The organism is Pseudomonas sp. MAG733B (assembly GCF_036884845.1).
In the GTDB taxonomy this organism is placed as follows: Bacteria; Pseudomonadota; Gammaproteobacteria; order Pseudomonadales; family Pseudomonadaceae; genus Aquipseudomonas.
This window is the reverse complement of sequence record NZ_CP145732.1, coordinates 4777311-4789841: the sequence shown is the minus strand read 5'-3', so window position 1 is coordinate 4789841 and position 12531 is coordinate 4777311. Positions and strand designations below refer to the sequence as shown.

Sequence of the window (12531 nt, the reverse complement as noted above, 5' to 3'; positions counted from 1 at the left end):
ATACGAAATTCTTTCGCCGATCTTCTCCGGCCTCAGGCCAGCGGTCAGTACACGAAACCTGTGGGAGCAAGCGCGCTCCCACACGTCATGATGATCAGGCTTGTGCGGCCCCCACGGCGCCGTTTGCCGTGGATTTACTGCGCACGGTTTGATACAGCACGCTGGACACCAGGAACCCGAGAATCGCCAGCACACTCATCAGACTGAAGACGTAGTTGTAACCCTGCTGACCGGGGAAATGATCGAGGATCGAACCGTAGATCACGTAGGCAAACATGCCCGGTGCATAACCGATCAGGCAGCCAATGCCGAACGCCGAGCCGGTGATGTGTGGCGCGATGCCGACTTCGCCCATCGGCGCCCAGAACACGCCGCGCATCGAAAACACGATCAACGCGAAGGACAGGGTGGCGGCCATGCCGGCGTAGATGAAGCCGGGGCTTTTCGGGATCAGCATGATCACGCCCATCAGTGGCAACAGCGCCAGGAATGCCCATTTCAGGTAGCGGCTGGTGCTCTTGAACTGTTTGTCGGCAATGAAACCACCGGCAGGACCACCGAGAATCTTCAGGAAGTATTGGTTGATGATGCCGTAGGCACCCACCAGTGCCACGGGCAAACCGTACATTTCCTTGAGGTAGGGAATGAAGTAGGTCAGGCCGCAATACACGATGTAGACCATGAACACGTTGAGGCTGACCAGCCAGATCCCCGGCACCTTGATCGCTTCCAGCAGATTCGCCAAACCGTTCTTCGGCTTGGCGATCGACTGCGTGTTGCCGCCCTTGAGCAGGAACCAGGTCAGGGTGCCGGCGAGAATGTCGATCACCGAGTAAAACAGAATCGCCGATTTCAGACCGGACTCGCCGGAGCCCATGGCGACGAAAACGCCCAGCGCGGAAAAAGCCACCAGCGTATCGATGACGCCACGTCCGCCTTCCAGCAAGCCAAACAAACGACCTTGTTCCTGATCATTGCCCAGGTTGCGAATGGCCTTGAGCAGCGAAGGCCAGAAAATGCAGTCGGCACACACCGCCAGCAGACTGAACACGATCAGCAGGTTGCTGAACGGCGGGAAGGTCGCCAGATAGAGCCCCAGGCAACCGGTGCCGAGCAGGCCGATGGGATCAGTTTTCGGGTGTCGAAACGGTCCGCGAGCAAGCCGCCGACAACAAACAACGCCGTGGCGATGATCGCGTTGGCGCTCAGCAGCACGCCGATTTCAGTGTGGCTCAAGCCCATGAATTCCTGCATGGGCACATAGAAGGCGTCCTTGAGGTTCGCCAGTTTGTAGATGGTGCCGCCACCGAGAATGAGGATCAGGAATCTGAGCCATTTGGCCTTGTTTTGGATTGTCATTGTTGTTCTCCACGTCAGGTTCAGGCGTTGCTGCGGTTGTCCAGGGTCAGTTCGGCGAGGGTGCGAAACTCGGCCAGCACGCCACGGACATAGGCGACCTGGTTATTCGCCCAGCGGTGTTCGTCGGCCAGCATGCGCTCCAGCGAATAACCCGCCGGCAGAGGCGTGTCGCTCATTTCCCGGTAGGCAATGAACGGGTCGGCCGCCTCGTCGGTCTGGCGGAACGCCGGCGCCACGTAGTGGTTTTCCTGCTCAAGAATGAAAGCGATCACTTGCGGGGTGGATTCACCCAACATCAGCAATTCGAACAGCATGCGGGCGTTCGGCAGGTCGTCTTCGTCACTGCCTTGCAGCACGCCGTAGTGACCAAAGCCGTTTTGCTCGGGGACCACGCGCACGCCCTTGAGGTGGGTCTGACGGATGTGCGGCGCCAGCGTTTGCAGGGCTTGCAGCGGTTGTTCGCAGGCATTGATCATGTTGCCGAAATCGAACAAGGCGTGCAGGCGAGGGTGGTCGAGGCGGTTCAACAACTCGGCGATTTCGCCGCTCTTGAGTTCTTCATGCTGTTCGAAGTCGAAGTACAGGTCGTGTTCGTCGGCCTGCTGCGCGAGGTAGTGCAGGTCGGTCTCGATGATGTCCATGACCCGCGACAGCGTGCCTTCGTAGCGCGAGTAAACGCGGATGTTGCGCACACCCAACTCCCGCGCAATGGCGATCACCTGATCGACATCGTTTTTGCGCGTGCTGCTGATCTCCAGATGCACGTCCAGTTGCAGCGCGCTGGCCTTGGCGGCAAACGCCTGAAGCTGGACGGCGGTCATTTGGCTGAGGCTGTTTTCCTCACCGTCGAGCAAGTGCAGGCTCAGGCCTTGCAGCTCGTGGCGATAAGCAAAGTCCAGCATGTCGGCGGGCGTGACACGACCATGGGTCAGGTTGGTCAGCAGGGGATAGGCGTGGGCAAACAAGCGCAATTGCTTGAGGCGTTCAAGCAGCTGGCGGGCCAGTGCTTGCGTCAGCACTGGGGGCGCTTCGGCCCCGGTCGCCTTGTGGCTGAGCAAGGCGTTGAATCGTTCCTGGATCTTATTGTTCATTCGAGTGATTCCTGGTTCAGACGCCGGGTCTCCCGGCGCAGCCTTTATCGCGCCAGTCAGGAACTCTCGATAGATCCATTACTATTTAATTGATAAGACCACTTTGCTCCTTCAGCGGGGCTGTTGCAGATGCCCCATGCGGACCAATGCCTGTGCCAGTGCTTCAACGCGTGCTTTGGCCTGATCTTCTGGCGTGCCGGCAAAACCGATCAACAGCGCGGGCGGCAGGTAGTTTTGCAGGCAGTAGTCGCTCAGGGCATAGGTGTGGATATTGTGCCGGGCCAGCTCCTTGGCGATGGTGTCGGCATCCAGATGCTCCGGCAGCCATGCGATCAGATGCATGCCGGCTTCAACCGGGGTGAGGGTAAAAAAATCGCCCAACTGTTGCTGCAACTGCTCGACCAATGCTTGCTGGCGGGCCTGATACAGCGCACGCATGCGGCGGATATGCCCAAGGAAGTGGCCCTCACTCATGAAGTCGGCGGTCACCGCTTGCAGGAGCGTCGGCGGGCTGCGATCCATGACCGCGCGCAGGGTGCAAAAAGGTTCGACCAAGGCGTGGGGCAATATCACGTAACCCAGGCGTAGCGAGGGGAAAAGCACCTTGCTGAACGTCCCGACGTAAATCACCCGGGCCCGCTGGTCCAAGGCGAACAGCGCGGGCAACGGGCGACCGCTGTACCGGAACTCGCTGTCGCAGTCGTCTTCGATGATCCAGCTCTGCTGTTGCGCGGCCCAATCGATGAGCGCCTGGCGCCGGGCGTAACTCATGGTCACGCCCAAGGGATGCTGGCGAGCCGGCGTGGTAAACACCAGTCGCGCATCAGGGCATTCGGCCAGGCCTTGCTGGATGTCGATGCCCTGATCGTCGATGCGCAACGGCACCACCCGGCCACCCTGGGCCTGGAGCGCGATGCGCGCGGCGATGTGCCCGGGGTCTTCCATCCAGACGCCGTCCTGCGGATTGAGCAGCAACATGCCCAGCAGGTTGAAGGCTTGCTGGGCGCCGGAAACGATCACCACCTGCTCCGCCGTGCAGTCGATGCCACGGGCATCGAAGACGTATTCGGCAATCGCCGTGCGCAAGGCCAGCAGCCCTTGCAGTTCGCCATAACCGAGCATTGCCTTGGTCGGTTTGTGCAGGTGGCGACTCATCAAACGCTTCCAGATATGTTGCGGGAACGCGTCATAGGTGCTGTGGCTGGGCAGAAACGAGGTGGGGCTCGCGGGGTCCCAGTCGGCATAGGACACCCCGCGAAAATGCTCGCTGCGCAGCGACAGCATCGACTGGCTCAGGTCCGACAGGCGCGGTGGCTGGCGCGGTTGCTCATCGTCGGCGAGGCCATGGTTTTCCCACTCGTCACCGACGTAGGTGCCCGCTCCGGTGCGCGAAGCCAGAAAGCCTTCGGCAATCAATTGGTCGAAGGCATTGAGGATGGTGATCCGCGACAGCGCCAGTTCCTGGCTCAAGGTCCGGGTCGATGGCAGGCGCACGCCCCCTTGAAGCCGTCCGGACAATATCTGTTTGCGAATCTGCAAATAGAGCTGACGGTAGAGCGGAACGGAACTGGTCCGGTCCAGATCGATGCCCGACAACAGCAGGCCGGCAGGGGATTTCATGACAGGCTCGTCTGGATGGCGTGAGGATATGAGCGCAAGGGTATCCAGCGGCACCGGATAAGTCACTCTGCCGACATGGCGGATGGGCGAACAAAAAACTTGCGGTAAACTGCCCGCGCAAAAGGCGCCGCGATGTTACATCGCCGCGGCGCCCCTTTACTTCCTCCAGTACGAGAGTCCCATGGCAAACCAAGACATCACGTTCACTCCCGATCCCGATGCGGATTCCATCTCCTCCGACGTCGCCGGTTTCGGTGGACTGCTGGTCTCTACGCAAATCCCGACCCGCGCAGACGGCAGCCTGGAGCTGGGCGATATCACTGTGCAAAGCGAGTGCACTTTGCAGGCGCTCAAGGTTGCGCTGGAGCGTGCCGGCAGTTCCATGGACCGCGTGCTGCACCTGACCATCTACCTCACCGACATGGCCGACCGCGCCGCATTCAATGAAGTCTACAAACGCTTCTTCGCCAAACCGTGGCCGGTGCGCGCCGCCGTGGGTGTGGCGGCGCTGGCGGTTGAAGGCATGCGCGTGGAAGTCACCGCAATGGCCGCCAAGGCCTGAATCAGGCCTGCGCTGCCGCCGCCACCACCGGGCGTCCCGGTTTACGCAGAGGGTCCAGGCGTGAGCCGGTGTAGCGGGTTTCGCGGAAGAAGCGCCAGCGGCCGAACAGTCCGTAGACGTGGGTGACGCGACCCTGTTCGTGGTAGCCCATGCGGATGTGCAGTTTCAGCGCCGGGATGTTGTGGGTTTCGCAGACGTCCACCACCTTGTTGCAGCCTTGCGCCGCCATCGCTTCCCACAGCGCGACCTGTACGTCCACCGACAGACTGGTGCCGAAGTAGGCGCGGGTCATTTCACCGCCGAACTCGAAAAACTCGCCGGGTTTGACCGGGAACCAGCAGCCGTAATAGTGACGGTCGTGGTAGTCGCGAACGCTGCCCCAGATGAACCCGATCGCATGACCTTCTTCGTCCAGGTACATGTGGCCGGTGTGACCTTCGGCGGCCAGTTCGGCCATGGTTTGCACCCGGTCACCGAAGTGTTTGGTAAACGCGACGGCGTTTTCCGGGGTGATGGTGACCTGACGCACCCCGGAGTAGGGGCGCAATTTGTGCGGCGGCACCGGGCTGACCAGGTCGCGCTCCATCCAGAGCAACTCCCAGTGGAAAAACACATAGCGTTTCCACAGAGTGCTGAACGTGCGACTCAGGCCTTTTTGTTTGATTCGTTCGCGGAGTTTGTCGATCAGGCTCATGAAGCCCTCCTTGGCCGGGATTGGCCGTGCATTGGGTGAAGGTAATGTTGGGTATAGATCACCATGGCCTTTGCATGGCAGCTCCTTTACCAGCAATTTGTTTCTATTTGTGTTTCAGTATTGACACAGTTTTTCCGGCGTCAAAAAGCCGCGCACCGGGGAATCCAGAGGGGGTTTTTGCGGGGGAAATCCCAGGTTGAATCCTCCCTGAACGATCACTCCATCACGGTCTCTGCGCGCCTGTGGATGGCATTGTTGGCGACGCTGTAGGCGACCCTCGGCACGCCCGGCAATCGGTGCTCCAGCAGGGCGCTCAACGACTCGCCTTGTTCCAGATAGGCATCGCCAAAATCGGCGCCGAGCTGGTTGGGGTGGGCGACGATTTCCAGCAAGCCGTCACTGGGCGGCGCCGCGTTGCGCAAATCCACCGGGGTGCAGACATAGTCGGCGGTGGCGCCGGCCAGACTGTTCAAACGGTGGTTGAGCAACTGTTTGAACAAGCGCTTGGGCAGGCTCAGGTTTTGCCCTAAGTTGCGCGCCAATCGCACCGGCACACCCTGACGCGCCGCGAACCGCGCGACGATCTCGCCGATGGGCCAGATGTTGTGCACGTGTTGATGGGAGTCCAGATGGCTGGGGCGCACGCCGTTGTCGACGCAGCGTTGCCATTGGGCTTCGAGTTCTTCTTCCACCGCAAGCCGATCCTGGCGACCCAGCCACAGGCGGGTGCGCGACAGGTTGAGATCGAACACGCCGGCGCTGTCGCAGAAGGTCCGGCGCGTGAGAATGCGCCGGCTCAAGGGGCGGCCGTACGTGAGGTTGAAGTGCAGGCCGATCCGTCCCTCCAGCAATGGGTGTTGAGCCAGGGCGCACGCCGCTTCGAAGGCCGGCATGTTGGCCATGGCGGTGGCGGAGCTGATGATCCCGGCCTGGAAAGCCCCCAGAATCACCGCGTTTTCGCAGGCGCTGAGGCCGAAGTCGTCAGCGTTGACTATGACTTGCTGTGGCATGTTCGCCCTCCATGAGTTTGTCGGTGGATGCAGGCGCCTTGACCGCCGGCGTCGCGATGGGAGCCGGGGCAGGGGCAGGTGAGCTGACCGCTGCCGCACGCTTGGCCCGCCATTGCTGCATCGCGGGTTTGAGCCGTTGCCAGAAGCGCAGGGCCAGACCCAGTGCCAGGCCGCTCGGGCGCCAGGAGTAGAAACTCCAGCGCCAGTGTTCCATGTGTCCGGTCATGCGTTCGTGCAGTTGATGGCTGGAGTTTTCCAGACTCACCCGCGACGCATCGATCCAGCGCCAGTTGTCGTCCAGACCCCAGCGAATCCATTCTTCGAGCAACACCCGACCGCTGCCCAGGTCGGCGTATTGCGGCAGGAATGCCAGGTTGTAATCGTAAAGCCGTCCTTGTTCCAGCAAGCCGAGGCGGTAGCTGATGCAGCGTCCGTCCAGCTCCAGTACCACCACGCGCACCAGGCCTTGGGCGGCGAGGGCGGTGAAGGCTTGGTCAATCCATTGGCGGTGGCGTTCGTCGGCGAAAATGCCCACGCCCTCATCGCCTTTCCAGCTCACCGCTTCGACCTCGGCGATGACCTTGAGCAATGGCCCCATGGTCGTCGCATCGGGGGTGATTCGGCGGACTTGCGCGCCACACGCGGCAATGCGCTTGCGTGCCCGGCGCAGTTTGTAGCGCGGATCGCCGGAGACTTCCTGGCGGTCCGCATCGGTGATCAGGTGTACCGGCGCGCGACAACTGAGGCGGCGCTCGGCGGTCGAACTGCGGGAGGTCCAGTGCGCCAATGCGCTGTCCTCGCCTGCCAGTTCATTGAGTTGCAGCACAGCATGAGGCAGTCGACGGCGAACCTCGGTCAACGCCTTGCGCATGTCCGCTGCATCCATGCACGCGAGCAGCGCGAGGCGATCGGCGAGGGGATAGCCCAAGTGATGCAACACACGAAACGGCAATCCGCCAAACCGCTCGACGGACGCCACCAACGGTAGGCACAGAACCAGTTCATCAGCCTGCCAGCCGAGCAGAACGTGCAAGCGTTCGCCAGCCGTCAATGCCTGCTGCGAGGCAACCATCCAGGCCAGTGCGTTGAACGGCGTGTGGTCCATCACTCGCAGACGCAGCGCTTCATAGGCCGCTGCGGGAAAGTCAGCGGCGCACAGCGAAGTACGCCATTCAAATCGCACGGTCATAGGCTCAGGCCACCGAAGCTGTCGCAGGTGAACGTTCCGGTTTGCGCAAGGCATCCAGGCGCGAGCCGGTGTAGCGGGATTCACGATAAAAGCGCCAACGGCCAAACAGTTCATACACGTTCATGATGCGCCCCTGTTCCTTATACCCGGTGCGTATGTGCAGTTTCAGCGCCGGGACGTTGTGCCACTCGCACACATCCACCACCTTGTTGCAGCCCTGGGCGTGCATGGCTTTCCACAGCTCCGTTTGCAGGTCCATCGACAGCGACGTGCCCCAGTAGCCCCGGGTCAGTTCGCCACCGAACTCGAAGAACTCGCCTTCTTTCACTGGGAACCAGCAACCGTAGTAATGGCGATCGTGATAGTCGCGTGCGGCACCCCAGATGAACGCCACCGCGTCGCCTTTGTCGTCCAGGTGCATCTGTCCGGTATGACCTTCGCGGGCCAGTTCGGCCATGGTTTCCACCCGGTCACCGAAATAGCGGGTGAACGCCACGGCGTTTTCCGGGGTAATGCTGACGACTTGCAACGGCGGATAAGACTTGAGTTTATGCGGCGGTATCGGGCTGACCAGATCGCGCTCCATCCACAGCAGTTCCTCGTGGGAAAACACGTAGTGCTTCCATGCCTTTTTGACGGTGGCGCGCAGGCCTTTTTGTTTGATGTGTTGGCTGAGTTTCTGCAATGCACTCATGTTATTGGCTCCTGACGGGTGGACCCGCAAGTGGAGTAAACCAGCGCGCGGCGATATGCCTGCGCGGCCAAGCAGTCGGGCGGCGGTCATGAGGCTTTCCAGCTCAGGGCGAACAGGGTTTGCCCTGGCAGCTCGAAGCTCACGCGACCGTCGTTGCAGCGCAAAGGTGCGTCGCGGCTGCGGTTGTCCGCGCCGAAATAACGCAATGAGCCATTGGCCAACGGGCACGCCGCGCCGTTGAGGCTGACATGCTGCAAACGCGAGCCTTTGTTGACCCCCAGCAGGCTGCGTTTGCTGTCGTCGGCCATGGCCAGCACGTCGACTTCAAAGGCATCGTTTTCCAGGTACATCACGCTGTGCAGCCAGTGCTGCCCAATGAACTGCTGGGCCAGGCCGACCGGTTTGAGTTCGAACTGATCGTTGCCTTTCACCCGCAACATGCCCTTGGGGTACTCGGGTTCGTCGGCGGCCTGGAACCAGTTGAGCATCTCCAGCAAACCGTCCTGGGACGAATTGATGACCACCGAGGCCCACCACAACGAGGCGAAGTGGGTTTCCTGATCGTAAGGGCTCAGGCTCGAACCGCTGGACATGTTGGTCTGGTCGAGCAGCAAGGCCTTGCGCGGCCGACCATTGGCGTCGAGACCGACGAGGTCGGCGGCGCGCCGCACGCTGTCGCGGTAAACGCGGGTCGCCAGCAGATCGCGAATCATCCACTCGTGCCAGGCCAGCGCATCGACCTGATCGCCGGATTCCTTCAGCAGTCGTCTGGCCCAGTCGATGCCGCGCTTGTCGGCGGCGTTGTCGGCGAGCGGGCCGTTGACCAACCGTGAGCTGGCGGGCATGGCGATGCGCACGCCAGCCTTAGCGTTGTCGGGGTTGCTGCGCACCTGCCGGGCCATGCTGGTGAAAATGCTTTGGTAGCTGGCGTAGTCCGGGTAGTTGAAGTTCGGCTCGTCGGCAAAACCGATGTAATGGGTGCCTTTGCCGCCAAGGGCTCGGGTCGCGGCCAGCCAGGCGTCGAGGCCGGCATTGCTCATGGTGTCGGCGCGCAGGTCAGCCTGACGCTGGCTGCCGGCGAGCAGGGTGATGTCCTGGGTGATGCCGAAGCGATCCTGATACAACTGGCGGAACGCGTCTTCGTAGTGCGGCTGTTTTGCGGTGATGTCGACGAAACTGTAATAGGCGCCGGCCTGCGGTTTGATCGCGTCGAGCACGGCATAACTGGAAGGTGGCGGCATCACGTAGGGCAGGGCGATGCCCAGGTTCGGCGTGTTGCCGAGAATTTTGTCGTGCAAGGTCAGGCGGGTCTGGCCGTCGTCTTCACGTAGCGGTTTGAGCTGCTGCGGATTCTGCGCGAACAGGTTGGCCGTGCCGTCGAGCCAGAACGCCGCTTTGCCGCTGCCTTGCAAGCGTACGCGCCAGACCTGATCGGCTGTGGCCACGGGCAAGGCGACCTGATCGAACTGCCAATAGGCGCGGTAGGGTTTCAGCGCCAGCGACACTTGTTTTCCGTCGCCGACCCGTTGTGCTTGCAGGGCGCCAACGCCCCCGTGGAACTTGCCCGCCAGCACTGCGTGTTCGCCGGCCGCCACCTTGAAAAACAGTTCGTCGCCGTCGCGGGTTTCCGCGCTGAAATGCACCTTGGCCGGGGCGAACAACGCCACCGTGCGCTCGTCGTGCTCGACCTTGTAGCGGCGGAAACTGTAGCCGGGAATCTCCAGGCGATAACTGCTGGCGCCCGGCGCCAACGGCCAACTCTGGCTGCCACGGGTTTCACTGGCAGCGATCGGCCGATCGCCGGCCAACTTGCCCTGGCCGTCGAGCAAGTACAGGTGTTCTTCGTTGGCGTCGGCCTGCCACGCCGGCACCCAACGCACGGTCACGGTGTCGGGGCGATCCGTTTGCAGGTAAAGACTGCCGTCACGGATATCGGCCCAGCGCATCGGCCCGGCATACGCGTCGAGCGACAGACCCAGGCTCACTGCCAGCGCGAAATGTTTCATGCCGACTTCCGTTGCAGGATGTACAGCATCGGCATCACATCGCGGGGCAGGATGATCAGGGTTTGCCATAGCGGAACGTGGCTCAAGCGGCAATACATCACCAGCAGCGCGATGGTCACCGCCAGGTAAGCGATGGACGAAGCCGCCGCTGCGCCGACGATGCCGTAGGCGGGGATCAGCAACAGGTTTAGCGCCAGGTTGAGCAGGGCACCGAGGCCCATCAACAGGGAAATCGAACCGGGACGATCCTTGCCCAGCAAATCGAGGCGCAGGATGCTCGCGTAGCACAGGCCGAGCAGCCCCGGCAGCAGCGCGAGCAAGGCAGGATAGGCCGGTTGATAGGCGACACCGAACAAGGTGACGATCAGCCATTCGCCGATCACCGCCATGGTCAGGCATGCGCCGAGCATCACTGTCGCGGTCAGGCGCAGGGCCAGAGGCGTGACTTTTTCGATGCCTTCTTCCTGTTGCAGCAGGCGTTTCATCAGCGGCGTGGTCACCGCTTCCGGCACGATCAGCAGCAACTCGGCGGCGGCGCTCGCCATGGCGTAATGACCGAGCGCGGTGCTGCCGAGCAGGGCGCCGATGAACAGATAATCGGAGCGCAGGATCACTTGCTGGAAGAGTAAATCGGGATGGCTACGGGCACTGAAGCGCAGCAGTTCGTTCTGGCTGGCGCGGTCCCATTGCAGGGTCAGCGGTTGATTGCGCTTGAGCCACAGCCAACCCACCAGCACCACCAGACTGATGCCCGCCAACCAGCTGATCAGCGCCGCTTCCAGCGCGGCGCTTTTCCACATCCAGAACAAGGCGAGGAACAGCAGCAGCGGCGCCAGGGATTCGATCAGGCGCAAGGCGTTGAAGGCCACCACGCCGCCCGAAGCGTTGTGCAGCGTCAGCAGTCCGCTTTTGAGCACGGTCAACGGTACCGCCAGCAACAACAGCCAGGCGAGCAAGCCGAGTTGGGTGGTGATGTCCAGTTCGCTGCCGAACTCACGGGTCAGTGCCACCACCAGCAAGGTCAGCAAACCCGCCAGTAGACAACCAAAGACCAACACCTGACTGAGCAACAGGCCCATCGGTCGTTGCTTGGCCGCCTGGTAGCCCACCGCCGAATTCAGCCCGCCGCTGGTGGCGGCGCTGATCAGGTCGGGCAGGGTGCTGAGCAGGGCAAACAGTCCGCGTTCGCTCGGCCCGAGAATCCGTGCCAGCAACACGTTGCGCAGCAAGCGCAGGCCGATCATTGCCAGTTTGGTGCCCATGCTCAGGGCCAGGTGTTTGAGGTAATGGCTGCGACTCATGGACGCGCCCCACGGTAGATGCGCCAGGACAATAATTCCGGGTTACGCGCTGTGCGTTGGCTGACGCCGAACCGAGGCAGGGCCAGCGGATCTTCTGCGCCACGATAGATGCCGGTGCCGGTGCCCAGGGCAAACGGGAAGTCATGCGCGGCCACGTGTTGCCGGACCCGTTCGTTGTTGTCGCCGTTGGGGTAGCAGTAGACCGGCAGTGGGCGATTGCAGCCGTTCAGCAATGCCTGGCGACTGCGGCTCAATTCTTCATCCAGGGTTTGATCGTCGAGCCCGGTGAGGATCGCGTGACTGGCGCCGTGGGGGCCGAAACGGATCAGGCCGCTGGCTTCCAGCGAACGCACTTGATGCCAGTCCAGCGCTTGCGGCAACGACTCTTGCGGGCACTCGTCGGTCAGGCGATTGAGGTCGTGCGGGGACAGGGTTTTCAGGTGCTGCAAAAAGTGCAGCAGTGCCAGGCTACGCCGTTGCACATCCGGGTCATCACACAGCACCGGCAACGGTCGACCCAGTTGCTGCAAGCATTCGATCAAATGCATGCGAGCCTTTTCGCCGTGGCTGTTCCACAGGGTTTCGCCGATGCTTTCCCACCAGAAACGCTGGCGGCTGCCGATGAAATCGGTGGAGAGGAAAATGCTCGCCGGCACCTGATATTTTTGCAGCAGCGGGAAGGCATTCACCGCGTTGTCGCGCCAGCCATCGTCGAAGGTCAACGCAACTTTCGGCCGTTCGTATTTTAGGCTGCCCGGATGCAGGATCTCCATCAGCGGCACGCAATCGAAATGTTTCTTCAACCAGGCCAGCAAATGCTCAAAGGCCTTGGGCCCTACGCACAGTTCATTGCGATGGGGCAGCTCGGCGGCGCGGTCGTTGGGCAGCACCCGATGCAACATCAGGATCACCCCGGCGCCGTGCAGTTGCTGGCGCCCCACCGGGGAATTGAGGTACAGCCAGCCGCTGGTGCGCTTTAGTAATTGTTTGATCGCCATGGCACGT

10 protein-coding genes and 1 pseudogene are annotated in these 12531 nt (G+C 61.7%); 1 reads left to right on the top strand and 10 read right to left on the bottom strand.

Annotated elements, in window-relative coordinates:
- Positions 1-94 precede the first annotated feature (94 nt).
- The 3 genes and pseudogenes from V6Z53_RS21905 to V6Z53_RS21895 form a co-directional block, all read right to left on the bottom strand.
- Positions 95-1359 (bottom strand): annotated as a pseudogene (locus V6Z53_RS21905) (MFS transporter).
- A gap of 20 nt (positions 1360-1379) precedes the next feature.
- Positions 1380-2450: a TIM barrel protein gene (locus V6Z53_RS21900; RefSeq protein WP_338581728.1), complete on the bottom strand. Its 1071-nt coding sequence runs from the start codon at positions 2448-2450 to the stop codon at positions 1380-1382.
- Between the two features lie 111 nt (positions 2451-2561).
- A complete protein-coding gene (locus tag V6Z53_RS21895; RefSeq protein WP_338581727.1) occupies positions 2562-4070 on the bottom strand; it encodes a PLP-dependent aminotransferase family protein in 1509 nt (502 codons plus the stop codon).
- Between the two features lie 181 nt (positions 4071-4251).
- Between V6Z53_RS21895 and V6Z53_RS21890 the strand changes: the two genes are divergently transcribed.
- Complete coding sequence (locus V6Z53_RS21890) at positions 4252-4632, top strand: RidA family protein (protein ID WP_338581726.1); 381 nt, start codon at positions 4252-4254, stop codon at positions 4630-4632.
- A 1-nt stretch (position 4633) separates the two neighbouring features.
- Here V6Z53_RS21890 and V6Z53_RS21885 read toward each other — a convergent pair whose 3' ends face one another.
- The 7 genes from V6Z53_RS21885 to V6Z53_RS21855 all read right to left on the bottom strand — a co-directional run bounded on the left by V6Z53_RS21885 (position 4634) and on the right by V6Z53_RS21855 (position 12524).
- Entirely contained in the window at positions 4634-5326 is a 693-nt protein-coding gene (locus V6Z53_RS21885) for an N-acetyltransferase (RefSeq protein WP_338581725.1), read from the bottom strand.
- A gap of 215 nt (positions 5327-5541) precedes the next feature.
- The gene (locus V6Z53_RS21880) at positions 5542-6336 is read right to left on the bottom strand and encodes a ChbG/HpnK family deacetylase (RefSeq protein WP_338581723.1); all 795 of its coding nucleotides are present in this window, start codon (positions 6334-6336) and stop codon (positions 5542-5544) included.
- A complete protein-coding gene (locus tag V6Z53_RS21875; RefSeq protein ID WP_338581722.1) occupies positions 6308-7525 on the bottom strand; it encodes a GNAT family N-acetyltransferase in 1218 nt (405 codons plus the stop codon). Before V6Z53_RS21875 ends, V6Z53_RS21880 begins: the two co-directional genes overlap by 29 nt.
- Positions 7526-7529: 4 nt before the next feature.
- The gene (locus tag V6Z53_RS21870; protein ID WP_338581721.1) at positions 7530-8219 is read right to left on the bottom strand and encodes an N-acetyltransferase; all 690 of its coding nucleotides are present in this window, start codon (positions 8217-8219) and stop codon (positions 7530-7532) included.
- Positions 8220-8305: 86 nt separating this feature from the next.
- Positions 8306-10225: a hypothetical protein gene (locus tag V6Z53_RS21865; RefSeq protein ID WP_338581720.1), complete on the bottom strand. Its 1920-nt coding sequence runs from the start codon at positions 10223-10225 to the stop codon at positions 8306-8308.
- Complete coding sequence (locus V6Z53_RS21860) at positions 10222-11526, bottom strand: lipopolysaccharide biosynthesis protein (protein ID WP_338581719.1); 1305 nt, start codon at positions 11524-11526, stop codon at positions 10222-10224. The genes V6Z53_RS21865 and V6Z53_RS21860 overlap by 4 nt, the downstream gene beginning before the upstream one ends.
- Entirely contained in the window at positions 11523-12524 is a 1002-nt protein-coding gene (locus tag V6Z53_RS21855; protein WP_338581718.1) for a polysaccharide deacetylase family protein, read from the bottom strand. Before V6Z53_RS21855 ends, V6Z53_RS21860 begins: the two co-directional genes overlap by 4 nt.
- Positions 12525-12531: the final 7 nt, after the last annotated feature.

What these genes read in the sequence shown, in the direction of transcription:
- V6Z53_RS21900 (WP_338581728.1), bottom strand. Translation starts at nt 2,450, where the DNA reads ATGAACAATAAGATCCAGGAACGATTCAACGCCTTGCTCAGCCACAAG.
- V6Z53_RS21895 (WP_338581727.1), bottom strand. Translation starts at nt 4,070, where the DNA reads ATGAAATCCCCTGCCGGCCTGCTGTTGTCGGGCATCGATCTGGACCGG.
- V6Z53_RS21890 (WP_338581726.1), top strand. Translation starts at nt 4,252, where the DNA reads ATGGCAAACCAAGACATCACGTTCACTCCCGATCCCGATGCGGATTCC.
- V6Z53_RS21885 (WP_338581725.1), bottom strand. Translation starts at nt 5,326, where the DNA reads ATGAGCCTGATCGACAAACTCCGCGAACGAATCAAACAAAAAGGCCTG.
- V6Z53_RS21880 (WP_338581723.1), bottom strand. Translation starts at nt 6,336, where the DNA reads ATGCCACAGCAAGTCATAGTCAACGCTGACGACTTCGGCCTCAGCGCC.
- V6Z53_RS21875 (WP_338581722.1), bottom strand. Translation starts at nt 7,525, where the DNA reads ATGACCGTGCGATTTGAATGGCGTACTTCGCTGTGCGCCGCTGACTTT.
- V6Z53_RS21870 (WP_338581721.1), bottom strand. Translation starts at nt 8,219, where the DNA reads ATGAGTGCATTGCAGAAACTCAGCCAACACATCAAACAAAAAGGCCTG.
- V6Z53_RS21865 (WP_338581720.1), bottom strand. Translation starts at nt 10,225, where the DNA reads ATGAAACATTTCGCGCTGGCAGTGAGCCTGGGTCTGTCGCTCGACGCG.
- V6Z53_RS21860 (WP_338581719.1), bottom strand. Translation starts at nt 11,526, where the DNA reads ATGAGTCGCAGCCATTACCTCAAACACCTGGCCCTGAGCATGGGCACC.
- V6Z53_RS21855 (WP_338581718.1), bottom strand. Translation starts at nt 12,524, where the DNA reads ATGGCGATCAAACAATTACTAAAGCGCACCAGCGGCTGGCTGTACCTC.